At 42.6% G+C, this 26,551-nt stretch carries 21 protein-coding genes; 8 read left to right on the top strand and 13 right to left on the bottom strand.

Annotation, left to right across the window (positions count from 1 at the left end):
- Positions 1 to 65 precede the first annotated feature (65 nt).
- The 3 genes from L4C35_RS01970 to L4C35_RS01960 form a co-directional block, all read right to left on the bottom strand.
- The gene (locus L4C35_RS01970) at positions 66 to 1,361 is read right to left on the bottom strand and encodes an HAAAP family serine/threonine permease (protein WP_428461301.1); all 1,296 of its coding nucleotides are present in this window, start codon (positions 1,359 to 1,361) and stop codon (positions 66 to 68) included.
- Positions 1,362 to 2,211: 850 nt separating this feature from the next.
- Positions 2,212 to 2,694: a YajQ family cyclic di-GMP-binding protein gene (locus L4C35_RS01965; RefSeq protein WP_428461300.1), complete on the bottom strand. Its 483-nt coding sequence runs from the start codon at positions 2,692 to 2,694 to the stop codon at positions 2,212 to 2,214.
- A 58-nt stretch (positions 2,695 to 2,752) separates the two neighbouring features.
- Entirely contained in the window at positions 2,753 to 3,808 is a 1,056-nt protein-coding gene (locus L4C35_RS01960; RefSeq protein WP_428461299.1) for a 3-deoxy-7-phosphoheptulonate synthase, read from the bottom strand.
- Positions 3,809 to 4,102: 294 nt separating this feature from the next.
- On the opposite strand from L4C35_RS01960, the gene L4C35_RS01955 reads away from it, so the two are divergent.
- Positions 4,103 to 4,987, top strand: a complete 885-nt coding sequence (locus L4C35_RS01955; RefSeq protein ID WP_428461298.1) for a putative PEP-binding protein — start codon at positions 4,103 to 4,105, stop codon at positions 4,985 to 4,987.
- Positions 4,988 to 5,092: 105 nt separating this feature from the next.
- Here L4C35_RS01955 and L4C35_RS01950 read toward each other — a convergent pair whose 3' ends face one another.
- The 3 genes from L4C35_RS01950 to L4C35_RS01940 all read right to left on the bottom strand — a co-directional run bounded on the left by L4C35_RS01950 (position 5,093) and on the right by L4C35_RS01940 (position 9,756).
- On the bottom strand, positions 5,093 to 6,190 hold the full coding sequence (locus L4C35_RS01950; protein ID WP_428461297.1) for an acyltransferase: 1,098 nt from the start codon (positions 6,188 to 6,190) through the stop codon (positions 5,093 to 5,095).
- A 321-nt stretch (positions 6,191 to 6,511) separates the two neighbouring features.
- The gene (locus tag L4C35_RS01945) at positions 6,512 to 8,095 is read right to left on the bottom strand and encodes a protein adenylyltransferase SelO (protein ID WP_428461296.1); all 1,584 of its coding nucleotides are present in this window, start codon (positions 8,093 to 8,095) and stop codon (positions 6,512 to 6,514) included.
- Positions 8,096 to 8,319: 224 nt separating this feature from the next.
- Positions 8,320 to 9,756: a hypothetical protein gene (locus tag L4C35_RS01940; protein ID WP_428461295.1), complete on the bottom strand. Its 1,437-nt coding sequence runs from the start codon at positions 9,754 to 9,756 to the stop codon at positions 8,320 to 8,322.
- A gap of 199 nt (positions 9,757 to 9,955) precedes the next feature.
- Between L4C35_RS01940 and L4C35_RS01935 the strand changes: the two genes are divergently transcribed.
- From L4C35_RS01935 to L4C35_RS01925, 3 genes are all read left to right on the top strand, one after another.
- Positions 9,956 to 10,801 (top strand): CvfB family protein, encoded by an 846-nt coding sequence (locus L4C35_RS01935; protein WP_428461294.1) that lies wholly within the window; start codon positions 9,956 to 9,958, stop codon positions 10,799 to 10,801.
- A 336-nt stretch (positions 10,802 to 11,137) separates the two neighbouring features.
- A complete protein-coding gene (locus tag L4C35_RS01930; protein ID WP_428461293.1) occupies positions 11,138 to 12,754 on the top strand; it encodes a peptide ABC transporter substrate-binding protein in 1,617 nt (538 codons plus the stop codon).
- Positions 12,755 to 12,982: 228 nt separating this feature from the next.
- Positions 12,983 to 13,537 (top strand): OmpA family protein, encoded by a 555-nt coding sequence (locus L4C35_RS01925; RefSeq protein ID WP_428461292.1) that lies wholly within the window; start codon positions 12,983 to 12,985, stop codon positions 13,535 to 13,537.
- 438 nt (positions 13,538 to 13,975) lie between these two features.
- Here L4C35_RS01925 and moeB read toward each other — a convergent pair whose 3' ends face one another.
- Both moeB and moeA read right to left on the bottom strand, forming a co-directional pair.
- Complete coding sequence (moeB, locus tag L4C35_RS01920) at positions 13,976 to 14,722, bottom strand: molybdopterin-synthase adenylyltransferase MoeB (protein ID WP_428461291.1); 747 nt, start codon at positions 14,720 to 14,722, stop codon at positions 13,976 to 13,978.
- 104 nt (positions 14,723 to 14,826) lie between these two features.
- Positions 14,827 to 16,062 (bottom strand): molybdopterin molybdotransferase MoeA, encoded by a 1,236-nt coding sequence (moeA, locus tag L4C35_RS01915; protein ID WP_428461290.1) that lies wholly within the window; start codon positions 16,060 to 16,062, stop codon positions 14,827 to 14,829.
- Between the two features lie 376 nt (positions 16,063 to 16,438).
- Between moeA and folE the strand changes: the two genes are divergently transcribed.
- On the top strand, positions 16,439 to 17,092 hold the full coding sequence (folE, locus tag L4C35_RS01910) for a GTP cyclohydrolase I FolE (protein WP_371700635.1): 654 nt from the start codon (positions 16,439 to 16,441) through the stop codon (positions 17,090 to 17,092).
- Positions 17,093 to 17,228: 136 nt separating this feature from the next.
- Here the strand turns inward: folE and L4C35_RS01905 are convergent, their stop codons facing one another.
- Positions 17,229 to 18,209, bottom strand: coding sequence for a TerC family protein (locus tag L4C35_RS01905; protein WP_428461289.1), 981 nt, complete (start codon positions 18,207 to 18,209; stop codon positions 17,229 to 17,231).
- Between the two features lie 478 nt (positions 18,210 to 18,687).
- Between L4C35_RS01905 and L4C35_RS01900 the strand changes: the two genes are divergently transcribed.
- Both L4C35_RS01900 and L4C35_RS01895 read left to right on the top strand, forming a co-directional pair.
- Positions 18,688 to 20,145, top strand: a complete 1,458-nt coding sequence (locus L4C35_RS01900) for an FAD-dependent oxidoreductase (RefSeq protein WP_428461288.1) — start codon at positions 18,688 to 18,690, stop codon at positions 20,143 to 20,145.
- A gap of 427 nt (positions 20,146 to 20,572) precedes the next feature.
- Positions 20,573 to 20,851, top strand: a complete 279-nt coding sequence (locus tag L4C35_RS01895; RefSeq protein WP_428461287.1) for a hypothetical protein — start codon at positions 20,573 to 20,575, stop codon at positions 20,849 to 20,851.
- A 218-nt stretch (positions 20,852 to 21,069) separates the two neighbouring features.
- On the opposite strand, the gene phnR is transcribed toward L4C35_RS01895, so the two are convergent.
- The 3 genes from phnR to L4C35_RS01880 all read right to left on the bottom strand — a co-directional run bounded on the left by phnR (position 21,070) and on the right by L4C35_RS01880 (position 24,848).
- Entirely contained in the window at positions 21,070 to 21,777 is a 708-nt protein-coding gene (gene phnR / locus L4C35_RS01890) for a phosphonate utilization transcriptional regulator PhnR (RefSeq protein ID WP_428461286.1), read from the bottom strand.
- Between the two features lie 258 nt (positions 21,778 to 22,035).
- Positions 22,036 to 23,757, bottom strand: a complete 1,722-nt coding sequence (locus L4C35_RS01885; protein ID WP_428461285.1) for a putative 2-aminoethylphosphonate ABC transporter permease subunit — start codon at positions 23,755 to 23,757, stop codon at positions 22,036 to 22,038.
- A gap of 14 nt (positions 23,758 to 23,771) precedes the next feature.
- The gene (locus L4C35_RS01880; protein WP_428461284.1) at positions 23,772 to 24,848 is read right to left on the bottom strand and encodes a putative 2-aminoethylphosphonate ABC transporter ATP-binding protein; all 1,077 of its coding nucleotides are present in this window, start codon (positions 24,846 to 24,848) and stop codon (positions 23,772 to 23,774) included.
- 242 nt (positions 24,849 to 25,090) lie between these two features.
- Here L4C35_RS01880 and L4C35_RS01875 point away from each other — a divergent pair, with 242 nt between their 5' ends.
- Positions 25,091 to 25,258 carry a hypothetical protein gene (locus tag L4C35_RS01875; protein WP_428461283.1) on the top strand — a complete coding sequence of 56 codons (168 nt, stop codon included), beginning with the start codon at positions 25,091 to 25,093 and terminating at the stop codon, positions 25,256 to 25,258.
- A gap of 126 nt (positions 25,259 to 25,384) precedes the next feature.
- On the opposite strand, the gene L4C35_RS01870 is transcribed toward L4C35_RS01875, so the two are convergent.
- Positions 25,385 to 26,401 carry a putative 2-aminoethylphosphonate ABC transporter substrate-binding protein gene (locus L4C35_RS01870; protein WP_428461282.1) on the bottom strand — a complete coding sequence of 339 codons (1,017 nt, stop codon included), beginning with the start codon at positions 26,399 to 26,401 and terminating at the stop codon, positions 25,385 to 25,387.
- Positions 26,402 to 26,551: the final 150 nt, after the last annotated feature.

Genomic DNA, 26,551 nt, shown 5'->3' with positions numbered 1-26,551 from the left:
ATTACTGAAATTTAGGTATAAAAAAGGCCATCAAATGATGGCCTTAGTATCGCTTGTCTTAAATCTTACTGTGCAAGAGAGTAGAAAATTGCAGAGATAGAGATTAGACCAATTACTGTCACAAAGATGTTGCTCAGTGCGCCAGAGTATTTACGCATAGATGGTACTTTGTTGATCGCGTACATCGGCATGATGAATAGGATCATCGCGATGATTGGACCGCCAAGGCTTTCAATCATACCAAGAATACTTGGGTTGATAGTCGCAACTGCCCATGTCGTTAGTAGCATAAATAGTGCAGTGAAAGTGTTTAGCTTTTTAGGGCCAATTTCTTTGTTACGGTCACGCGCTAGTTTAACCACTAGACCATTTAGACCTTCACTTGCACCTAGGTAGTGACCTAGGAAAGACTTCGTAATCGCAATGATAGCAACAACAGGTGCCACGTAAGCAATTGTTGGCGCTTCAAAGTGGTTCGACAGGTACGTTAGGATCGATACGTTCTGTGCTTTAGCTTCTGCAAGGTTGGCAGGAGAAAGGCTAAGTACACAACTGAATACGAAGAACATAACAACCACAACCATCATGATGTGAGCGCGAGCAAGGATGCGAGAACATTGTTTCTCGGCTTGCTCACCGTACTCTTTTTGTTTCGCAACAGCGAAAGAAGAGATCACAGGAGAGTGGTTGAACGAGAATACCATTACAGGAAGGATTAACCACACAGCCATAAGGATAGTCGTGAAGCCGCCTTCAGCTGGCATTACTTGGTCAAAAATAGCACCATTCCAGTAAGGAACTAGGTATAGCGCAAGCATTAGTAGAACAGCTACGAATGGGAACACCAATACGCTCATCGCTTTGATGATCAGTTGCTCGCCAAGACGTACAACAGCCATTAGACCGATGATAAGTGCTAGTGCAAGAATCGCACGAGCTGGTGGAACCATACCAAGCTGGTTAACCATGAAGCTTTCAACAGTATTAGTCAGTGCAACGCTGTAAACCAATAGAATTGGGTAGATAGCGAAGAAGTAAAGCAAAGTAATTACTTTACCCATACCAGCACCAAAGTGCTCTTCTACTACTTCAGTAATATCAGCACCTGGGTTAGAGCTTGAAAGTACAAAACGTGTCATGCCACGGTGTGCGAAGTAGGTCATAGGCAACGCAAGCAAAGTCATAACGATTAGCGGGATCAAACCACCCACACCAGCGTTAATCGGCAAGAAAAGCGTACCTGCACCTACAGCTGTACCAAATAGGCCAAGAACCCAAATAGTATCGCTTTTGCTCCAGCCAAGCTTGGCTGCGCTATTTACAGATGAAGAGTCAACAGTATTGTTTTTCACAGTGTCCATTATGGACATCTCCTTTATAGGTATATTGATATAGCCTTCAAAGGGTTTACGCTAGTGATACTCGTTACAGCCCAGTTGATGAGTTGGGCAGGAAAAAGTAATGCATCCATGTTTCGTCGACGACGAACGATAACAAGCAGTGAACATTGCCGTGCAGTACATACTGTACCGGCAAGAGAGAAGCAGATGGGTGATATTGTGTAACGAGCGTGAATTAAGATAATTCACAAAGCTAAACAAGCGACGGTTCCTAGGTCTAACGAGCGTATCCATACGGCCAAAAAAACTGCTAATGCCAATGTGTGCGTGTATCTCTAATTAAAACCTTATAAATACTAATGAAACCCTGATGACGTGGGGAGTATAGGGGATTAACTGTGGTACAACTATTGATTTCTGACAAGTTATGTATCGTTTGGGTAAAAAATATCATTTGTATAACAAATTTTATTTTTGCCTTTGCTGTATATTTGCGCGATAAGTCTGTCATTTAGACTTGTTTGATTAAATTAATGACAGTGAATAAAAAATTATGAAATGTGCTTTTTAATTATTTATTGCTGAAAATGTCATTTTAGCGCTCAGTTACCTAATTTTTACCTTAATGTAACCTCACTTTTTATCATGTAATTGAATAATAAATGTACTACCTGCAAATAAAAGAAAGTGGGAAAAGGGTAAATAAGAACATAAAAGTGCAATGTAGATGGTGTGTATGTGGGAAGTATTGAGTTGCTGAGAGCATGCTAATGGGGAATTATCTGGGTAAGGTTAATAGCTTGCTTTGCGATATAAAAAAACGCGCAGGCATGAAACCTACGCGTTTTTAAGAATGAATTTACTTCTGCTATTAGTCGCGGAAGTTATCAAACTGCAGTGGTTGGCCCAATTCAGCTTCACGAATAGCAGCCATCGTTGCTTGCAGATCGTCACGCTTTTTACCCGTTACACGCACCTTGTCGCCTTGGATAGATGCTTGGACTTTTAGTTTGGCTTCTTTAATTAGCTTAACAACTTTCTTAGCGATAGTCTGATCAACACCTTGTTTGAATTCAACCACACATGAGAATGACTTGCCTGTACGCGTAGTGGCTTGCTGTTCCATTGATTGTGCGTCAACGTAACGCTTTGCAAGGTTACTGCGAAGGATGCTAACAAGTTGGCTTAGTTGAAAGTCAGATTCAGTTGTGATTTTAACCGCCTCTTTTTCTAGTTTGATGCTTGCATCAACACCACGGAAATCGAAACGAGTTTCAAGTTCGCGAGCCGAGTTGTCGACAGCATTTCTCACTTCTACTAGATCAACTTCAGAAATAATATCAAAAGATGGCATGTGTATAATCCTAATCTTATTAAGTTAACAAATAAGGGCGTACCCTTAATTTTAATGCTTATTGTTTATGTTTGATTGCATCTGCAAGCATATCAAGCATAGTTACCGTGTCTTCCCAGTTGATGCATGGATCAGTAATTGACTGACCGTATGTGAGTTCATCAAGTTTACAGGTGTTCACGGCTTGGTTGCCTTCAGCAATAAAGCTTTCTGCCATAATACCAGCGATGGATGTACTGCCATTACGAATTTGCGTACAAATGTCTTCAGCGACATTGAGTTGCAGGCGGTGTTGCTTCTGGCAATTACCATGGCTGAAATCAACCACTAAACGTGGTGGTAGTTCAAAGCTTTCTAGCGTTTGACAAGCAGTTGCAATATCTGATGCTTTATAGTTTGGCTCGTTACCACCACGAAGAATAATATGGCCGTGTGGGTTACCTGATGTGCGGTAGATAGTCATTTGACCATCTTTTGCCGGTGAACAGAAAATGTGCGATTCACGCGTGGCGCGGATTGCATCAACAGCAATTTTAATATTGCCATCGGTACCATTTTTGAAACCAACTGGGCATGAAAGGGCAGATGCCATTTCACGGTGAATTTGAGACTCTGTGGTACGTGCACCAATTGCACCCCACGAGATAAGATCAGCCAAGTATTGGCCTGTGATCATATCTAGAAATTCAGTAGCAGTTGCCAAGCCTAGTTTATTGATATCGACAAGCAGCTTACGTGCTTTATATAGACCAGTAACTAAATCTAGACTGCCATCTAAATGAGGGTCAGAAACTAAGCCTTTCCAGCCTACAACGGTACGGGGTTTTTCAAAATACGTACGCATGACAATGCAAAGTTCGTCTTTGTATTGGTCTTGAATATCAGCAAGGCGCTGAGCGTAATCCATTGCAGCGTCAGTATCATGGACAGAACATGGACCAACAATCACCAAAAGACGTGAATCTTTGCCTGTCAGAATGTTTTCAACTTGGTGACGACATTGCGCAACGTGATCTGCAATATCATCTGTAATTGGGTAGGCCGCTTCAACTTCAGCAGGAGCTGGCATAGCCCCCAAGCTAACTGTGCGGAGTTCATCGGTTTTCATTGGCATAATACGTGCGCCTACCTTGGTATCTCTAAAATTAACGACGCGTTAAGATAGCCCAAAAGCCAACAGGAATAAACCAAACATGTGATATGACATAAGTTTTTCCTAAAATATCCATTGAGTTGTTACGAATCTATAACGCATTGCTAATCAAACGTTATTTAGCTAATTCACTAAAGAATAGATAAGGTAAATAAAACCTTTCAATTTTTCTTGATAAAAGAAGCCTTATACGTCATGTTGCAAACGTATGTATTTTGTTTTCGTCATGGAAGATAGGAGTGAAATTAGAGCCTTATGACCAACCCCAACCAACCCGTAATCACTACCTCTGTTGTGTTTACACAACCTGAACAGCTATCTCAATCCGACAGCATTGGGCTGTTTTCGTTAGACGATATAGTAAAGCATCAATTTCCTTATCATCCGTATGCTTATGCACAAGCCTCTGCATTAATCGCAGACGAACAAGCGTCAATTATCCAAGATTGTGGTGAGCTTCCACCCGCAGAATTTTATGTCACTAAGTTAACTGATCTTTTGATCCAAGCTGCTAAGCATCAACATGGTCAACCGTTACGTGTTGCGCTTTCAGGTGTCGAATCATCATCACGCGTAGGTCGCGTGGGCAGTGAGTTAGAGCCTGCTGAAATTAACCCTGCAATGGGACTGCGTGGCGTGTCGCGCTATGCGAACAGTGCGCACCGAAAAAGCTTCGCCTTAGATTGTGAAGCGATAAAACGGGCGCGAATGGAAGAAAGTTGTCAGAACATAGAGTTAGTGATCCCATTTGTACGTACCTTTAGTGAAGCGGCAACCATCATAGATCTGCTGGCAGAGCAAGGCCTATGTCGTGGTGCACAAGGATTAAAAGTGAATATGTTGGCAGAGTTGCCTGCAAATGCGCTATTAGCAGAAACTTTCTTGCAGTATTTTGATGGCATGGTGCTAGATATTGATGTGCTCGCACAGTTTACGCTGGCACTCGATCCCGAACATGAAGCCCTGACGTATTTATACGATGAGCAAAACGAAGCGGTACTCACATTATTGCGCCATGCACTAAAAGCGACCGAGAAAGCAGGGAAGCCATGTGCGCTAATTAGCCGTCATTTAGATGATTCACCAAAGTTAGTACGCTGGTTGCACGAGCAAGGCATTAGTGGGGTGATTAAAGCTTAGTTAAGCAAGGTGATGGTTTAATTTTGGTATGATTTAGTGAAAGCCGCTGAAAAAGAAATGTCCAACGTTACGGGATCATTTCATTTAGCGGCTTTACACTAAGCACTACCTCAGTAATAAACGCTTCATCGGTGTTTTCTCAATAAGACGAACCACGAGCAATGAAATCAAAAAAGCGACAGGTACTATAAGCGTATCGAACAATAATCCCATCCCCTCAGCGTTCCAAGCTAACAGCCCCTTTAAGTTGAACAAGTAAATAACAACTAATAAATGGACAAGATAAATGCCGAGTACATCTTTGCTTGTGGCCAATAGTGCAGAGCCTTTCCCTAGCTGTGGTTTATTAAGAAGTAATATAAATAGACCGTAAGCCCAAAAAGGCGTGCCAATTAAAAAATCATGGGTATTGAAAGGAATGTCGTAGCGACGTAAGAAATAGGCTTCGCTGAGATGTAACAACATGCCGATAACCGCGATTGTCACAGCTTTGGTATTGCTAATAAACCATGATCTTTCGTTGCTTTGTTGCTGACGGATGATGAAACCTATCGTTACCATTAATGTACTTAAAAAAGGCCCGTTACGGGTAAAAATAGGCGCCGAAAGCTCAAAGATAGGTTGATAGCTACCAGCCGCTAAACCATAGATATACAAGCCAACAGCGGTCGCTAATAGTGCATGCTGTAATTTGAAGTTATGCAGCAGTGCTAACAGTCCCATAGCGCAGACTAAAGCAGGAATATACCAAAGGTGAACAAGGCCACCTTCAAATAGACTATTTAATGGTATAGAAAGTAAGTACTGCCAATACGGTTGGCGATCAGCCAAATAGCCTTGGCTAAATACAGTTTCTAGATTGAACGGCATGAATAGATAAATAAGGCTCCATGCCAGCCACACCTTCATAAGCGGTAAACTGTAACGAATAAAAGTCGCACGCGGGGTGGCGATAAGCTTTGGCGCAATAAAATAACCTGCGATGAGAAAGAAGAGGGGGACTGCAAATCGGCTACATTGGTTGAGCAATAGTGCGATCCAGGGCTCGCCTGCGATCAGTGGATAATCAGAAAAAGGCTTTGCATGAATAGTAATAATGGCAAGTAATGCAATAACGCGCGCCCAGTCTAAACTTGGGATGTGGTGATTACTGTTTGTTTGGCTGTTTAAATCACTTTCTGACGGAAAAATGGTTTTTGTCATGGTTTCTTGGTTGCGAACCTATTCAATAATAGTTTCATCATTGTTCTGAGTTAAAAAGCTGAGATAGTTGCGTGTGACTTTTCATCAGAATAACGCATGAATCATTTGAATTGGTATAGCGAAATAAGTATGAATAATGGCGTTAGTATCCGCAAAATGGAGGCTTTAGCTAGCCTCAAATACCGTAAAAATGACCATCGTCAGGGATGATTGATAAGTGATTTTTTGAGTTGTGAAGTATGTCTGTTTTTTTGCACAGCAGCATAATGTTAGCAAGGTCATATTATGCTGCTGTATATGGTGGTTCAGTTGGTTCGTTGATTAAGAACTACAGCTGATCGTTAAGGTCTTTCCCCATTCTGGTGGAAGCTGAGCCATTGCTTGATATTTGGGGTGCTCGTCAAACGGGGATGCCAGCACCTCCATCAACGATTCTATACGCGAATAGTCGCCTTGTTCTGCTTCTTGGATCGCGAGTTGGGCTAAGTAGTTACGCAAAGTATACTTGGGGTTGCTTGCCAGCATTAGGTCTTGGCGATCTTGATCGCTATGCTTGTTATCACCCTTAGCTTGAGAATCAATCAGTTCCAAAATCACACGTTGCTGGTATTCATTCAGCCATGTTGCTAATTGTGCTCTGTGCTCACTGTTTTGGTTTTCTTTTTTATTTTTGTTACGGATACTCTCGGTGCTGGTATCTTCAGTGTTTAGCGATGTATTGCCAGAAGCCACCGCGAATAGTCTGTCTGCACTTGAGGCAATGTCAGTAACAGGGATCGATGACAGTGTTCTGAAAAACAAGGTGTAATCTAGTTGTAGTACCGTTAAGCAGTTAAATAAGTTTTTAAATAAATACCCATCTTGGTCGTTGTGCGTTACCAACCCTAATTTAGCCCGCATCTTCTTGCTGTAAGCTGTCTGTAGTAAAGGCTCAAAAGTATCTAACACCGCGTTGGCTGTGTCTGATTCGATGAGCGGCGAAAGCGCGTAACCCAACGCGGCTAAGTTCCATAACGCGATGCTTGGCTGTTGATTAAACGCATACCGGCCTGAATAGTCGGAATGATTACAAATATAGTTGGGGTTGTAGTCGTCTAAGAAGCCATACGGACCATAATCAAAAGTCAGCCCCAGTACCGACATATTATCGGTATTCATTACGCCATGGGCAAAACCGACACTTTGCCAATCCGCAATTAACGTAGCGGTTAGCTCAACAATGCGTTGGTACATAGCCGCATAGGGAGTGGAATGCGCACTTAAATCAGAGAAGTGGTGTTCAATGATGTAATCGGCAAGCTGTTTTAAATCGCCATGCTGTTGGGTGTAAAAAAGGTACTCGAAATGGCCAAACCGCACATGGCTTTCGGCTACTCGGATTAATGTCGCGCCTTGCTCTACTTTTTCACGATATACAGGCGTAGTACTGCTGAAAATAGCCAAAGCGTGGGTTGTTTTTATACCGAGCCCAGCCATTGCTGCGCTGGCAAGGTATTCTCTAATACTTGAGCGTAAGACAGCCCGCCCATCACCTTGACGAGAATAGGGCGTCAGCCCTGATCCTTTTAAATGAAGATCCCATTTAGTGCCTGTAGAAGTGACCACTTCGCCAAGTAATACGCCACGTCCATCACCTAAATCAGGGTTGTATTGCCCAAATTGATGCCCGGTATATTTCATTGCGATAGGTTCAAATTTAGGGTGTGAGCCGTTACCAGTAAATATCTGTGCAAAGTGATCTGTCGTGACTTCCTTATGGCTGAGTTCAAGTAACTGACACACATAAGGATTAAAGCTGACTAAAAAGGGCTCGCTCAAAGGCTGGGGTATTACCTGGGTGTAAAAGGAGGGAGGTAGTTGGCGAAAGCTATTATTAAAAACAAGTTGGTCAAGCGTACGAGTCATGACAACGAATCCTTTTACAGTCTGAAAAATGCGATGAAATCGATGACACTTAACGAGGGATATTTAGCCAGTAAGTGTCAGATAACAAGGTCGCGATAGCTATAAGGTAGCAATATTTCAGGGGCTAACAAGGGACAAAAAGTAGGGTTATCTTCGGTTTACGAATAAAACCCTATTTAGCGTCATATTTTCATTGTAGCCATTTACAGTAATAGAAGGGGAGCTTAGAAGATGGGCAGTTGTTCTTCCTTGTTCGTGGCGCTTTCGTCTTTATTGGTTGGGTCTGTTTTATCAACCATAGACTTTTTCTTTGGTGACAAGTCTATTACTTCAATATCAACGACTTTGGAACGGTTCATGATAATTTTCCAACGTTGAATTCGAGTCGTGTTATCTTCATCTGTTTCTTGCGTGATCAAATTGATCAAGTGACGTTTTTCGACTGACTCTTTGGTAACTTGACCATCTTTGAGTTGGTAAATACGTTGAGATCCTTTTTCCATTAAGCTCGCAACCACACGAAGATCAAGCATGATAGATTCACGTGTCTGTTCATAACCACTCAGGAATTTGATCGGTGACATTCGCGTGGTGCTTTTATAGTGCAGTACGGCCTCTTCGCGTTGAGACACTTTGTGCTTACGTGCTTTACGTATTTCACTGTCGAGCTTACTGAACTGAGTATACTCTAGCCATTCCAACTGACGCCCGATTAGATGGCCACTATTGGCATCAAAAAATTGCTTGCGCCACTTAGGTTTATTTTTACGAACTAATCGCCATAGCACTTGTTTTAAATCATCTTTAAAGACTTCACGTGCGGCATAAATGAAAGACAGTACCACGATGAAAGAGGCGGTAATATCGCCCAATACACCACGGGCTTTTATTAGCATGATGGTGACGAAGATCATCACAAAACCAGCCGCAAAACCTGTCACGATTTTCCGCGTGTTATTACCCAACTCAATGGTTTTCTCGTTCATGGTGACTGGGTATTCGATCAAACGGCGTAATAAGCGCATTTTGTTCGACATACGCGTCGGGTCTTGCAAGGCTTTGTTGGAGTTATAGTTGTGTTTAGTGCGGTGCTCGGATTCTTTATTACATACATCGAGCAACATATCGCGGATTTCATTGTAGTCGTTACCGCGAGGTAAGTGCGCCACTAAAGCAAGGCAACGTTGTTCGGTAAACCAGGAGAGGTAATTATCGATATTTTCGTAGTATTTTAGTAGCTTCTTATCGGTCGGAATACTACGGCGTAAACGTTTAAGGATACGAACCGTGAGCTGTGCGACTTCTTCTACTTCTTCAATCGTACGTTCTTGTTTGTCATCTAATAGCTGCTCAGATGTTTTTTCTAGCGCCAAAGCATATTGATAGGCGTACAAGCTCAAACTTAAACGGTATTGTTCAGTAGATAATTTGCCTCGGCTTGCCAAGCGGCTATGGACTAGAGGGAGGTGATTAACGTCGCTGAAGTAGGTACGTTTGCCGTGAATAGCGTTGTGATAAAATTCATCTTCACTCACGATTTTATCGGTGAGCCCTAGTTCACCAGGCACGAAGATATAGAAATCTAACTGTCGATTGGTTGTTTCTTGGATAACATGGGAAATCTTAAGTTTATGCCCATCTTTTTTTTCAACAGTGATCACGCTGACAATATACCTCTTGATAGTTTTTCTTATTCTAGTTGATTTAACTTGCGTTTAGCAGTTGATTTTATAGTGCTAAATGCCAATAGCATGAAAATTCATCAAAAATATTCTAGATTGGTCAGGCAGCGTTGTTGAACATCACGTATAATGCGCTCAGCAATACTATTGAAATTATTTACCCTGAGAGTGTCATAGAATGATTAGAATTGGACAATACAACACATTAGAAGTCGTCAAATTAGTAGATTTTGGCGTTTTTCTTGATGGTGGTGATGACTTTGGCAATATCTTACTGCCGAAATCCTCTGTCCCTGCCACGGGCGCTCAACTTGGTGATAAGATCGAAGTATTCATCTACTTTGACTCGAACGATGAAATTATTGCAACAACCACACAACCTAAAGCAAAAGTAGGTGATTTCGCGTTACTTCGTGTTGTAGGTACATGCGAAATTGGTGCGTTTGTTGATTGGGGCCTAATGAAAGATTTGTTAGTACCGTTCAGCGAGCAGCGTCGTCGTTTAGAAGTTGGCCAAGATGTGATGATTCGCATTTATACTGATAAAGCATCTGGTCGTATCGTTGGCTCGACTAAGTTCAACCGCTTCCTTGATAAAACGCCGGCAAACTACAAAGTGGGTCAGGAAGTACGTGTAACGATTGCAGAAGTAACAGATCTTGGTTTTAAAGCTGTGATTGAAGGTCAACACTGGGGTCTATTATTTAAGACCGAAGCATTTGGTAAGCTTTTCATTGGTAAGAGCTTGAAAGTTTACATTAAAGAAATCCGCGAAGATGGCAAAATTAACCTGTCATTACAAAAAGCGGGCAAAGCAGGTGTCGACGATCTAGCAGATAAAGTACTGACTACGCTAGGTAAGAAAGGTGGCTTTATTCCACTCAGCGACAAGTCATCACCTGATGAGATCTTTAAAGAGTTCCGTACAAGTAAAGCATTGTTTAAAAAGACAATTGGTGGCTTGTACAAGAAAGGTCTGATTGTTATTGAGCGCGAAGGTATTCGCCTAAACGACAACGATTAAGTCGCATAAAGTAAAGATTCTAAACGCTGTCACTTTATTGTGATGGCGTTTTTTTATGCCTGAGTTTTATCAGATTCAACCGCTAAATAGCATCTTGTTTAGGAGTGTAGTCAGCTTTACACGGTAGAACTCACTGGTTGAGCGTTATGTTAGCGGGCTAAGCTGCTTTAGTGCAAAAAAACGCCAATGTAAGTCGGGTTTTTGAGGAAAAAACTAGTCAAGTCTGCTTTTTCTAGTTATACATGTACGAGTATTTAGGCTTGTTCAACATGATTAATAGAAACAAGTGGTTATGACAACAAATTAAACAACTACGTAAACATAAAAGGATTTTATATGAATGCGTTAAAAAGCTCTGTGGTTGCACTAGCAGTTGCAATGGCTTGTACTGCAAATGTCCAAGCTGCAGATGTTCCTGCTGGCGTTACGTTGGCGAAAGTACAAGAAATTGTACGTGGTAACGGTGACGAAGTACCGACACTGGATCCTACGTTCTCGTCTGACACCGCAAGTTCTCGCGTCATTCAAGACATGTTTGAAGGGCTAGTTTCTGAAGGCATGAATGGCGATGTTATTCCTGCTTTAGCTGAAAGTTGGGAAGTGGATGACACAGGTACAGTGTACACTTACCACCTTCGTAAAGATGCGCTGTGGTCGAACGGTCAACCAATCACCGCAGAAGATTTTGAGTACAGCTTAAAGCGTGCCATTAACCCAGCAACGGCAGCGCCGTATGCATGGTACTTAACCATGGCGCGATTTAAAAATGCAGAAGCGATTAATAAAGGTGAGAAACCTATTGATGAATTGGGTGTTGAAGCCGTTGATGCTCGCACACTGAAAATTACCTTAGATCAGCCTGTTCCTTACTTTACAAAAATGATGGTCCACCCATCGACATACCCAGTTTACAAAGAGGCCGTTGAAAAATATGGCGATAGTTGGACTAAGCCTGAGCACATAGTAACAAGCAGTGCGTATAAGCTGTCTAAATGGGTATTGAACGAGCGTATTATTTTAGAGCGAAATGAGCGCTACTGGAACAACGATAAAACGGTTATCAACCAAGTCACTTATTTGCCAATTCAAGATCTAACCGCGGAGTATAACCGCTTCCGCACAGGTGAAATTGATATCACCTCATCATTCCCACTTGAGCAATACAAAGCGATCAAACAAGAGCGCCCGAATGAATTGTTAACCATGCCTTCGTTGGGGACTTATTACTATTTATTCAATATGGATAAAGCGCCGTTTGATGATGCGCGTGTGCGTAAAGCATTGGCGTACTCTATTGATCGTAATGTTGTGACCAACATCATTCTGGGTCAAGGCCAGCTTCCCGCTTATGGCGTAACGCCACCATCCGTATCGGGCTTTGAAGCGCCGAAACTCGCATGGGGTGAAATTAGCCAGAAAGAGCGTAATAAGAAAGCGAAAGAACTGCTAACTGAAGCTGGGTACGGACCCAATAATCCGCTGGAATTTGAACTGGTTTATAACACCAGTGAATCCCATAAAAAACTCGCTTTGGTTGTTTCTTCAATGTGGAAGAAAAACCTTGGTGTGAATGTTGAGCTAGCCAACCAAGAGTGGAAAACCTTCCTAGAGAAGCTTAGTGCGAAGAACTTTGAGTTGGCGCGTTATGCATGGGTAGGTGACTACAACGAAGCATCAACGTTCTTGTCGTATTTTGAAAGCCAGGGTATGAACTATTCTGGCTGGAGCAATATTGATTACGATACAGCGATGTCGAGTGCAATTAAAGCAAAAGATGATGGTAAGCGTAACCAGTTTTACCAAAAAGCAGAGCAAGTTTTTGCAGAAGAAATGCCTGCCATTCCCTTATATTTCTACACGCGTTCCGTGTTGAAGCAAACAAAAGTGGGAGGCTATTCAACAGAGAATGCTGCAGAAGCTCGTTTTACACGTGATATGTACATTACACAGTAATTGCCTTGGCTCAGTGGTTTGGTTATCTGAGTGGACAATCTGGTAAATGTTTTAAACCGATCAGAAATGGTCGGTTTTTTTATTTGTGCACTCATACTCTAAAAAGGTTTTTGTTTATGAAATTAATAAATAATCTTGCGAGGTGAATCCATATAACTTTTCATCCTCACTGCTGTTTAACGCTTGATTTGATACTGTTTGTTCTTATTTCACAGCAGGAAAACAACAATGAAATGGATGAAGCTTGGTGCTCTGGCTATTGCATCTTTAGTTATGGTGGGGTGCCAATCAAATGGTGATGGTCAATCTCAGGCTCAAGAAACGTACAATGAGTCAGCTGCTGATCGCTATATGACGCAACTCTATACAAAAGCAGAACGTATTATTAAACGCGAAGATGGTGTGATCAGCCGCAATGGCGATCAAATTACCATCTTGTTAGATGGCGATAGAAGTTTTGACTATAACAGTGCGTACATTCGCAGTGATAGTCATAAAGTACTGAGTGCTTTGTCTGCGCTGATTGCAAAAAATGAAAAATCCAAAGTTTTCATTGGCGGTCATACCGATAGTTTAGGTCGTGATGAATACAACCGTTCATTATCAGATAAACGAGCGAAATCAGTTTCAAATTACCTAACGTTACGCGGCGTTGATAAAGAGCAAGTGAATACCTATGGCTTTGGCGAAGTCAGCCCAATTGCTGATAACGATACAGCAGCGGGTCGCCAGAAAAATCGTCGTATTGATATTCGCATTACCCCAAATTTAGATGAGTTCTAATTAATGGTGTGGTGTCATGCGGCTATAACATGTAGCCGCTACATTCACTAAAGCGCGTTATGAGTAACTAAGAAAGCTTGCTACATATCGGTTGAATTTATGCGCGTTTAACTTATGAACGTATGATTTAGGTAGTCTTTACTTATAGGGATATAAAAAATGTCTGCAAATGCGGCAATGACTTGGGCAAGTTACTTTGTGAGTTTTGCTTTTTTCTTATCATTGGCATTAGGGGTCATTGTAGCTCACGGATAAATAGGGGAGAGGATTTCTCAGCAGAGAGAGTGTTTGATTAGACAAACCAAGTAACGTAATTGAGGCTGTGTGTGTGATTACGATAAAGAAACCAGTGCAAGAGAGATAACACCGTGATGAAGTATCACTTATCGCGGTGTTTTCATTAATGGCGTCAACGTTAGCTGACTAACATTAAAGGGATTAGCTACAAACTGGACAGTTTGCTTGCTTGCCTAACTTCATTTCACGCCAATTCATCGTCATGGCATCAAGCATCAGGATTTTACCTGTTAGCGGTGTACCTAAATTAGCCGCAACTTTGATCGCTTCCATTGCTTGAACGGCACCGACAATACCGACAACGGGTGACATGATCCCCGCTTCTACACAGGTTAATGCTTGTTGGCCAAATAAAGTACTTAGGCACTCATAACAAGGCTGATCGTCTTGATAAGTGTACACGCTGATTTGACCTTCCATACGAATGGCTGCACCAGAAATCAAAGGCGTTTTAGTTTGGAAACATAAACGATTAAGCTGGTTACGTGTCTCAACGTTATCGCTGCAATCAAGCACTAAGCTATGCTGCTCAATAAGTGCTAACAAAGCGGTATCGTCTAAACGCTTAGCAATAGTGTCGACGTGCAAGTTAGGATTAATCGTTTCAAGTGCACGTTTTGCTGAATCAACTTTTAGCTGACCAACAGTGCTGTCGTTATGCAATACCTGACGCTGTAGGTTAGATACTTCAACGTTATCATCGTCAATGAGTGTGAGTTTGCCAACCCCAGCTGCTGCCAGATACTGCGTAGAGGCACAACCTAAGCCACCCGCACCAAGAATAAGCATAGATGATGCTTTGAGTGCTTCTTGACCATCAAAATCAAACTGACGCAGAATAATTTGACGGTTATAGCGAAGCATTTCTGCATCGGTTAATTCAACCACAGTAAATCCTATTTAAACGTAATGTTCTAAATCATGGAAAAAGCGCATTGATGCAATGCGCTTATTCAGAGTGAAGCGGTATAAGTACACTTAGTGCAAATTACTTAGTACATAGTGTGATTGAAAAGCTCAATCGTCACGTCTTCACCAGCTTGAACACGGCCACGTTCCTGCTCAAGCACAACAAAACAGTTCGCATGATGCATAGAGTTAAATGCGCCAGAACCTTGATTGCCTGTTGTTGCCACTTCTACTTGGCCGTTAGCATTAATGCTGTAAATACCACGTTGGAAGTCAGTACGGCCAGGGCGCTTTTTAAACATAGTGGTTGCTTTCGCGGTAAGGCGTTGTGGCGCTTGGTATTGGGTATGACCCGCAAGTTTCGCCAGCATAGGTTGTACTAATTGATACAAGGTCAGCATGGCTGAAACAGGGTTACCTGGTAAGCCACAGAACCATGCATTATTAATCGTACCGAATGCAAAAGGTTTACCTGGTTTCATGGCGATTTTCCAAAAGCCAATTTCACCTTGTTCATCTAAAATACCTTTGGTGTAGTCAGCTTCACCCACACTCACTCCGCCAGAGGTAACCACCACGTCAGCTTCAGTTGACGCTTTATGGAAAGCCGCGCGAAGTTGTTCTGGGCTATCAGGAATAATGCCAAGGTCCAACACATCACAGCCAAATTTTTCTAGTAGGGCGCGAATACCATAGCGGTTACTGTCGTAGATTTGACCAGCTGCTAGTGGTTCACCCAGTGGGCGAAGTTCATCACCTGTCGAGAAGAAAGCCACTTTAGGACGAACAAGCACAGAAACGGTTGCGATACCAAGTGAAGCAAGTAGTGGCATTTCGCGTGCAGTAACGCGTGAACCTTTCGCCACAACCACGTCGTTTAATCGGACATCGTCACCAATAGGGCGAACGTTGTCGTTAGCTGGTGGTTTGATCAAGAAACGAATATTGTCGCCATCGACTTCGGTTTCTTCTTGCATGATAACGGCATCAGCACCTTCTGGCATTTGCGCGCCAGTCATGATGCGAATACATTGGCCTGTTTGCCATTCGCCATCAAAAGGAATGCCCGCAAACGACTTACCTACAAGGGTCAAGGTGTCTGTGTTCGCCAGATCAGCTGTACGCACCGCGTAGCCATCCATCGCTGAGTTAGCGAAAGGAGGAACGTTAATTGGAGAGCGGATATCGTCTGCAATTACATGGCCCATTGCATCAGGTAGGGCAATGGTGTTTTTGGTTTCAAGCGCAGTTACTTGATCAAGAATTTTTTCTAGTGCTGTTTCAACAGGCATTAAGCCCGGCGTATCGCAACATCCCATAATCAGTCGTGTCCGTCGTTAGTGATGTACCCACAGAGCAAAATCGGTGGGACTAAATGATAAGTCTTGGCTTATTTCGTTATCAGGAAAATAACCTTAGATAGAACAATGATTTTTCTATTGATTCCTTTAGCGTTAATTATGACAAAAAATCTGGCTATGCCCTATACCAAATATGGCTAAAACGTAGAAACTCTTGCTTGCGAGGCTTATATATTAAGCCAGTTGATGGGAAAACGTTTGCGAGTAATTAAACACCTACTAATTACGAGGTGTAATTCTTCTCATTTGGCGGTATCCTTCGGGGCAGATTTAAGCACTGGCGTTGTAAATTAGGCTATTTCGCATTCAAGCCTGAGCCAAGTGGAGGGAAAGAATGACAGCATTAAGTGAATCCGCACTGTTAGTGCGCGACGCCCTAGCGGCACGTGGCCTTGAAACTCCGATGACCGAAAAGAAGGTTAGTCGAGAAGAGAAAAAAGAGAAAATTGAATTCCACATGCGTGAGATCTTAGAGTTACTCTCGCTTGATTTAAGCGATGACAGCTTGATGGAAACTCCGCATCGCATTGCGAAAATGTATGTTGATGAAGTTTTCTCTGGGCTAGATTACGCCAACTTTCCTAAAATTACCGTCATCGAAAATAAGATGAAGTGTGATGAAATGGTGCGGGTTAAAAACATTACTTTAACCAGTACTTGCGAGCACCACTTGGTTACTATCGATGGTAAAGCAACGGTGGCCTATATTCCGCGTGGTAAGATTATTGGTTTATCCAAGATTAACCGCATTGTGCGTTTCTTCGCCCAACGCCCACAAGTACAAGAGCGCTTAACGCAACAAATTCTAGTGGCACTGCAAACGTTACTTGAGAGTGATGATGTTGCTGTTACTATCGATGCAACCCACTACTGTGTGAAATCACGCGGTGTGATGGACGCAACCAGTGAAACAACCACCACAGCACTGGGTGGTATCTTCAAAAAGAACCCTGCGACTCGCGCCGAGTTTCTGCACGGTATTCGTTAGTCATGCGTACTCGCGATAAGCACCAGACGTAAAAGTATCTAGATATAAAAAAACCGCGAAATGTCGCGGTTTTTTATTATCTTATTTTCGGTTCGGTCAGTCTTTGCGGCTGATTGTTAACCGTTATCGGAAAGCGTTATAACTCATTGTTTGCTTTAACATCCGCTTTTACAGTAACGGCTTGGTCGCGCGTTTTCCATAGCGAGGCTGAAATAGCGATCGTAATAGTCAGTGCAATAACAGCTAAAGAAACTGGTGTTGGAATTGCGTAAGCCGTTTCCATCAATAGCATCTTGATACCAATGAAGCTCAGAATGAACGCTAATGCCACACGCAAGTAGCAGAAACGCGTCAACATACCTTCCAATACAAAGTACAGTGAACGCAAGCCCAACAGTGCAAACACATTTGCCGTTAGCACCAAGAAGGGTTCTTGGGTGACCGCAAAGATTGCAGGAATGGAATCTAGCGCAAACATCACATCGGTTAATGCAATCACTGCCACTACAATCAGTAACGGTGTCGCAATCCAGCCTGTTTTTCCTTTGAACAACATTTTGTTGTCATGGTATTCATCTGAGACTGGAACACATTTCTTCACTAATCGAACAGGCAAGCTGTTTGAGAAGTCTTCTTGTTCCTCGTCATCTTCACGCCACAATTTGTAGCCTGTGTAGAGTAAGAATGCCGCAAAGATGTATAGCACCCAATGGAACTCAGCCAATAGCTGTGCGCCCACACTGATCATGACAGCACGCAATAACAATGCACCGACCACACCCAGCATCAATACGCGAGGGCGCAAATGTTCAGGTACAGCAAACTGACCGAAAATCAATGCGAAAACAAAGAGGTTGTCCACGCTAAGTGATTTTTCGAGTAAGTAACCAGTTAAAAATGCGGTTGCCGCTTCATTGCTGGTGTAACTACTGTCTGGCGCCATAACAGGCCAGTAAAAGTAGATAACAACATTAAAGATTAACGCCAGCGCAACCCAAAATAAGCTCCAAATAGCCGCTTTTTTGATGGTAATTTTACCACCACGGGTTTGATACAAATCGAGCGCTAACATTAGCAATGTTAGAACGGCGAAGCCTTCGTAAGAAAAAAGGCTCATAGGGTTTACTCCTTCCAGATGACACGGAAGGCAAGGGCACTCATAAAGAGGGTTGACTTTGACCTTCCGCGCATAACGTACAGGTACACCTAGGGTGTACATCATTAATGGCGTTGGTCTTGTCAAAGTTGATGATAGGTCATTAACTTACGGCTGCCGGGAGCATGAGGCTCCGGGATGACGACAGGCGAACATTCACTTATGTGCTTAGCAAGCATCGCTAATTACAGTCAGTAGAGTGTGACTACTCCCCAAACAAGTGGATTCTATTCCTGAAAATGTATTCACGCCAGCGCTTTTTTCGATCTTGGCTATAAAGATAATTTCTATGACAGAAAAAAGACCAAAATGAATTTTCTGTGTCAATGATGCCGCACGTATTGAGCCTAAAACTCCATTTGGTAAAGTAGCAATCAGGATGCTGGTCTATACCAGTGGGTTATCACTATGAGTCTGGATAGAAAGGACGGTTCAGTTTATGAAAACGAATACAGAAACAAAACAGACATTGGAATCTGACAAGGTAAGTAAAGAGAACGACAGTCGTTTTCAGCCATATTGGTTTGATCAGGCAATGCAGCAAGAACCGTCATCAACACCGAATGTGTTGTCGCAAGACATACAAACTGACATCTGCATCGTTGGTGGTGGTTATACTGGCTTATGGACAGCCATTAATATTAAACAGCAGCAACCAGAGTTGGATGTGGTTGTTATTGAGAAAGAGTTGTGCGGTAGTGGGGCTTCCGGCCGAAATGGTGGCTGCATGCTGACATGGTCCACCAAATATTTGTCGATGAAAAAACTCTACGGTGAACAAGAAGCTATCCGCTTAGTTCAAGCATCAGAACAAGCTGTTTTTGAAATTGAACGCTTTTGTCAGCAGCATGATATTGATGCAGAGTTACGCGTTGATGGCACCTTATATACAGCTACAAACTTGGCGCAGCAAGGTGGAATGGGCCCAGTATTAGGGGCACTTAGTCAGCATGACATTAGCAGCTGGCAGCAATGGCAAGTTGATCGTGTACAGCAAGATGCAGGATCACAGTTGCATTGTGAAGGCTACTATTCGCCAGCAGCTGCCAGTGTTCAACCTGCTAAATTAGTGCGCGGCTTAAAGCGTGTGGCTGAGAAAATGGGGGTGGTGATTTATGAAAATACCCCCATGGAAGATATTAACACCGATGTGCCTATAACGATTACCACGCCTAAAGCGGATATTTACGCTGGCAAAGTAGTATTAGCGTTAAATGCTTGGATGATGGAGAAATTCCCAGAATTTAAACGTAGTGTGGTATTAGTGTCATCAGATATGGCGATCACAGCCCCCATCCCTGAAAAGCTCAATACGATAGGTCTAGCTGATGGGAAAACTGTCGTCGATTCGCGTATATTTGTGCATTATTACCGAACCACAATGGATGGCCGGTTGATGCTAGGCAAAGGAGGCAACTACTTCTCGTTTGCCAATAAGATAAGCAAAGTCTTTGATCTACCTAGCCAGTACACCAATATATTACGCCAGTCATTTAATCGTCTATTTCCATCGCTATCACAGCAAGGCTTTGAAGCTACTTGGACTGGCGCATCAGATCGCTCTACGACAGGGTTACCTTTCTTTGGCCGTATGAAGCAAAATCCAAATATATATTATGGCCTGGGATATTCAGGTAACGGTGTTGGCCAAACATGGATTGGTGGCAAAATATTATCTTCTATGGTGTTAGAACAAGAGGATAAATGGAGCCAATGTGGGCTTACTACTGGTCCGAAAGGGCAATTCCCACCTGAACCTATTCGCTGGACTGGTGCAATGATGGTGCGAAATGCTATTCGTCGAAAAGAAGCCGCAGAAGATGAAAATAAAAAGCCGTTTTGGTTTGATAAGCAACTTGCCAAGTTTGCGAATGCAGCAGGTAAAGCCGATAAATAATAGACAATAGGTATTATTGGACCAATGGGTGTTATTGGATGAGTGGGTATTATTAAATTAATGTAATGGCTTCCATTTGAGTTATTATTATCTGATTTATGACATTATTCTTCATTGTGATGGAATAATATGAAGTCTATCTAAAAACGTGCCATGTCAAATTAAGCTTCCTAATAAAAGCATATCCAGTAATGGGTATGCTTTTATTATTTCTAATCATGCGATGTTACATTTAATTATGTCTTACTATTTAAATGATTGACTAGATCCCCCTGACGTTAATTGTTAAATTGAATACTTAGTTGGGCCATGGTTTTATTCTTAACAAAGACGAACGGGTATAACCGTCAAGATTACGTTTATCTTGGTCATGTTATCTATCTGTTATGAAACCTAAAATAATTATAGTGATAGAGGGGAGCTCTCGATGATTAGAAATCGAGTTAAGTGGCTGATAAGACTGTGTGATGAAATGGGATTAGATGCTAATGATGAGAAAGTTAAAGCGAGCATTGTTGCTATCTCAATGAACGACAAGCTTAACGATCTTGAATTGGAAGAAGCGTTTTTTAGTGCTTGTCAGTCCAGAGCTGTCGCGTTTATGCATGCACTACAAACAACCGATGAATTTAATGCGATTGTTAAGATAGTTGACCAGCAGTTGCTTTCTGAACCGTGCAATAAAAAAATGAATGTAACTCTATAAATGCAGTTCGACTATATAAAATGACTTAATATGAAGTAACTATATCTCTTTTTGTGCTTGCCATATTAAAAAGCATCTAATTTACGCTATTTATTAGCGGTAGCTTCACGGTTATCCCTTGTATAGTTGACATTGAGATCGACTTACGATTAATAGCAAGAACGGTAAATTGTTCCCGTTCTTGCTTTTGTTACACCTTGGCTGATGTAATTTCTTATTTAGCCTTGCGACAGCGTTGCGACAGATTCAATACTTAACGCATCGTGTCGCCAATACTCCAAATCGCAATCAATCATATTGCCATGCTGATCATAATTTAAACGCTCAATGAACATCGCAGGGCTACCCGCTGTTGCGCGTAAGGCTTGTGCGGTTTCACCCAGTAAAGATGTGGTACTGACCCGATAACGTGTTTTGGCATACAGGGTGTTGTAGTGTTTACTGTAAGTATCGGTAAGTGACGTTGTCACGTCATGTGTCAGTAAGTTCGGAAAATACTCAGGTAAGATGAAATTGGTCACTACCATGACAGGACGCTCATCAAGAAAGCGTAAACGATCAATGCGATAGACTTCGGTGAAGGGCGATATATTCAGTAAAGATGCCGCTCTTCGGCTTGCAGGAACACGCTTAGCATCAATGAGTTCAGAGCGTGCAATACGGCCTTGATCTGTCGCCATCGATGAAAAGTTTGTTGTTAATGTTGGGTCATAACGTAATGGCTCTGGTGATACAAACCAGCCACGGCGATCTTCACGGTATAGCTTTCCTTCTGATTCAAGTAAAGCCAAAGACTCACGCAGAGTGACTCGTGTGGTATTGAATGATTCTGCGAGTTTCCTTTCAGCGGGAAGTTTGTTGCCTGCCGTTAATAGGCCTGCGTCAATTTGTTCATTGATCGCTTCCATGATTTTAATGTATTGCACAGTTTGCCTTCTGGTTAAATGCCAATTCGATTACGCATTCTGCGATAGCAAAATGTGGTAACAAACCTCAGAGAAGAGCCTTGTTTAATCATCAATCGGATAAGCTTTATGATGCCAAAGAGTGAAGCGTAATGGAATGTTAAATATAGCGATATCCCGAGCTAGAGGCTTAACGAGGAGTCAATAAAATGGGCAAAGAAGCACTGTGAATATTTCTTCGCAGTGCTTGCTATTAGCGAGGAGGTTACGGTTAAGCGGTTAACGTTTACGCCATGCTTGGGTGTAATGATCGAGTGCTTTATTTAAGCCAACATGCGCCAGTTTTATTGTGGCTGCGGTTAACAGGATCATGACAGACATTGCGGCCGCAGGGCCAGTTTGACCTGCATCATCCATGTTTAGTACAGAAACGGATGCTGGCATGGTGTCAGTGGCGTACAAGAACACAATGGCGGACGTTGTTGTCATGGCATTAACGAATAAATACACTGCAATTTCCAAAATAGCAGGTGCACAAACAGGTACAGTGACCTTAAAAAACGCTTTGTATTGAGGCATTTTGATAGAGGCGGAAATCGCTTCTACCTCGGCAGGGAGCTGTTTAAGGGCTGTTAGCGCTGTCATGTGTCCGACAGTGTAGTAGTGAATAATGGTATTGATGACCAAAATCGCCATGGTGCCATATAGCATAGATAACGGATTAGCTTGATGATTAAAGAAGAAGATATAGCCTAATCCCAACACCAAACCTGGAACCGCCATTGGAATAATGGCAAACATTTGTAGCAGGCCACGTAACGCCCCAAAACTACGTCCTTTCTCAATACAGTATGCCCCTAGGAAAATAACGACAGTGCCTATTATTGCCACCAAGCTCCCCTGTTTTAATGAGTTAAAGTAGGGTTGCCAGCCGTAAGTACTGAACTCGGTGAAATTGTAGTTGTTGAAGCTTAACGTGAGATTCCAGGGCCAAAAGGTTACTAACGATCCGTAAATGGCCATACCAATGATGGTCAAAATAGCGAAAGAAATCAGTGTACAAAAGATAAAGCAAATGCCATCACGTAGTGCATTTGGCGTTGGCACATACGCGACAGAACGTGAATCAAACATCCCTTTTTGTTTGTTCTGCACCCAACGGTCGCCAAAAAACGCTAAAACCGCAGGTAGCAATAATACGACGCTAGCCACAGCCCCCATCGAGAAATTTTGCTGCCCAACCACTTGCTTAAAAATGTCTGTTGCTAATACGTTGTAGTGGCCACCAATCACTTTAGGTACACCGAAGTCGCATACCACTAAGGTGAATACCACGATTAATGCACTGATGAGTCCGAATTTTGCGGCAGGTAAGGTCACGACAAAAAAGGTTTTAAAAGGGGAGGTATCAAGTGCCCGAGCGGCTTCATACAAGCGGGCATCCGAGGTTTTCAATGATGTCGACAAGATCATCAGCGCGTGCGGAAAGGTCCAAAAGATCAACCCTATCGCAATCCCGATTGGGCCATAAATAGACTGGCCAAATAACCATTCTTTGGCGATGCCTTGGTTACCAAATAGGTAAATTAAGCTGATTGCGGGTAACAGGGATGGGGCGAGAATAGGCGCCGAACCTAATATGGTAAATAGTCCCTTAAATGGCATGCAACTACGGGTTAGCGCATAGGCATAACCAAACGCCAATATACCAACGCTTATAGTGACAATTAACCCTATGGTGACCGTGTTTTGTAATGACTGCCACAAGGCTGGCGATGTTAAGTACTCAGCAAAGTTAGCCATACCCACATAATTGCCTTGGGTATCTTGCACACTTTTTTGCAGCATGCTGGCAAGTGGGCCAAGAATAAACAAAGCCATGGCTAAGGCGAGTAAGATCAGCATGATCGCTAGAGTGACGTTGTCACGGCTTAATCTTGATTTGAGCTGTGTCAGGTATTGGCGAGCCACAGACTGTGGAGGAGGGATGATGATATCCATAATAGGTGTATGCCTTATCGCTTCAGCTGGAAAATATGCGTGTGTTTTTTCGAAATATTGAGGTGCATGAAATGGCCACGCTCTAAGCCTAATTGACGTGTTTCACGAATAGGGACATCCACTTTAATCGAGCTGGCATGATGGTCACCTTGTACTCGACATTCCGCGCGAATAAAGGTGCCTTGGAATTCAAGATCTTCAATTTGGACGGGAAAGGAGGTATCAGATTGTTGCTTATCAGCACTGAACCGCAGATCTTCTGGACGAAGTGCCAGCTCAAAACGATCACCACGGTTGAGTGATTCACAGGGTTTTTCTAGTAAAGATTCACCAATACGAATTTCATGCTCACTAACCACTGAACTTGGAATGAAATTCATATTACCCACAAATTCAGCGACAAAGCGTGAAGCGGGTTGTTGATATATTTCTTGAGGCGTACCGACTTGCTCAATAACGCCATGATTCATCACAACAATACGATCTGCCATCGCAAGTGCTTCTTCTTGATCATGGGTCACCATGATGGTGGTAATGCCGAGTTGGCGCTGTAATCGGCGGATCTCTTCACGTAGGTGTGTGCGAACTTTGGCGTCTAAAGCCGATAAGGGTTCATCAAGCAGTAACAAACCTGGTGATAATGATAAAGCGCGGGCAAGTGCTATGCGCTGTTGCTGGCCACCTGATAATTGGTTAGGAAATTTAACGCCCGATTTAGGTAAACCTATTACGGACAACCAATGGTTAACAATGTCATCGGTTTCTTTAATGCTTTTACCTTGGTTGCGAAGGCCCAGCGCTATGTTGTCGAAAACGCTTAAGTTAGGAAACAGCGCATAAGATTGAAAAACAATGCCAAAGTCACGTTTTTCTGGGGACAAAAAAGTGGTGTCTTTTCCATCTTGAAAGATAGTACCCGTAGTGGCGAGATCGAGCCCTGCGATCGCACGTAATAGGGTGGTTTTACCGCACCCTGAAGGCCCAAGAAAGCAGATAAATTCACCTTTGTTGATCGCTAGGGAAATGTCATCAAGTGCAGTGAATTGTCCAAATTGTTTACTAACATTCTTGATCTGTAGATACGTTTCCATGTTTAAACTCACTTGTTTTGGTATATACCAAATCTACCGAGGAGGAGTTACAGAAAAATGACATTAGGTTGACGAAAAAAAGACAACATTTGAGTGGTGAAAATAAGCAACTGAGTTAATACTTAATGTTTGCTGAATCACGGATTATTTGTTGTTCTAAAAAAAGTAATTGAATGGGTGGTCATTTTTTAGTCGACTAAAGTTTGTTACTTTTGTGCGGAATAAGTAGATAAGGAATAGTTATGGAAATGAAAATGCTTCGTCGAAATATTTCTTATATGGAGCGTGAGCTTTCAGAGATGAAAAGAGAATTAGCGGTTTTAGAAGAGCGTGAATTCCAGATTAAGAAATTGAACCCAGTTTTTCAACCTGATCCACTCGCGATGACTGAACTCAGTGTTGTTGATTAATGATGTCGAAGGAACATCACTTGTCTTATGCTTTTGATCGATAAGACGAAACAAACGGTGCACTAGGCACCGTTTTAACATTAATAGGAAAGGGGATTTATTATCAAAGTGATCTATTAGTAAAACTTAACCACGAGGCTCTGACTTTGCATCGAATCGGTTAGACCAGGATTTTAGTACTTCACTACGGTTTGCGGCCATTTTAGAAAAGTTCATTTTCACCATGGCGTCTTCAACATTCGGGTAGTTTTTTACTGGTGTGCTGACATTACTATGACCAACAACAGGGTAGAATTCGTTGTAGAGTTTATTGGCTTCTCTAGAGATAGACCAATCCACTAAGCGTTTGGCTGCATCTGATTGAGTGTTCACAAGGCCAACCGCTTCAGATTCCCAACCGACACCACCTTTCGGCAGAATAATGTCTATTGGCGCACCTTGCGATTTTAGCTTAGCTCCTCGAATAGCCATGGAAATACCAATCGCGACCTCTCCCATACCAGCTTGAACACAAGGCTTAGATCCCGAGTGAGTGTAGTGGGCAATGTTGCTGTCCAGCTTAGTCATGTACTCCCATGCACCATCATCGCCCATTAATTCCATCCACGCAGAGACCTGCATATAACCGGTGCCTGATGAGGCTGGGTTTGGCATTGCAATGTGACCTTTATACTCAGGCTTTAGCAGGTCATCCCATGTTTCAGGCTTAGGTAGGTTCTGCGCCTTTGCGACCGCTTCGTTGAAACATACCGCATTGAAGAAAGCATCGTTACCAAACCAAGCTTTGTTATCTTCAGGATCAACCATGGTGGTACGGATCTGATCCAATCCTTTCGGAGAGTAAGGCTTCAACACGCCGTTATCTTTCAGCAGCGCCATTGATGAGCCCGCCAGTCCCCAGACAACGTCTGCATGAGGGTTATTTTTTTCAGCGAGCAATTTAGCTGTCATGATCCCTGTTGAATCGCGCACCCATTTAATCTTGATATCTGGGTTTGCTTGTTCAAAGCCTAATTTAAATTTCGCCAGCATATCCGTTTCAAAAGCGGTGTATACCGTTAGCTCTTCGGCAGCAAAAGCAGGGGTAGCAGTAAGAGCAGCGATTGCAGTCAAAGGTGCAATGATCCAACGGTTTTTCATCATTCTTTCTCCATGAATTGAATTTGGTATGTACCAGATTGTTGCGACAGGAATGATGCTAGAGCGGCAATATGACAGTTCAATGATTACAGGGTTTCACTTTGTTAACAGTTTTATGTGGCTGCGATGACAGCGTAAAAACAGACTAAATAA

Source organism: Photobacterium kagoshimensis (assembly GCF_050337045.1).
GTDB classification, from domain to species: Bacteria; Pseudomonadota; Gammaproteobacteria; order Enterobacterales; family Vibrionaceae; genus Photobacterium; species Photobacterium kagoshimensis.
Note: the sequence above shows the minus strand (reverse complement) of the source record. Positions and strands in the feature narration are given on the sequence as shown.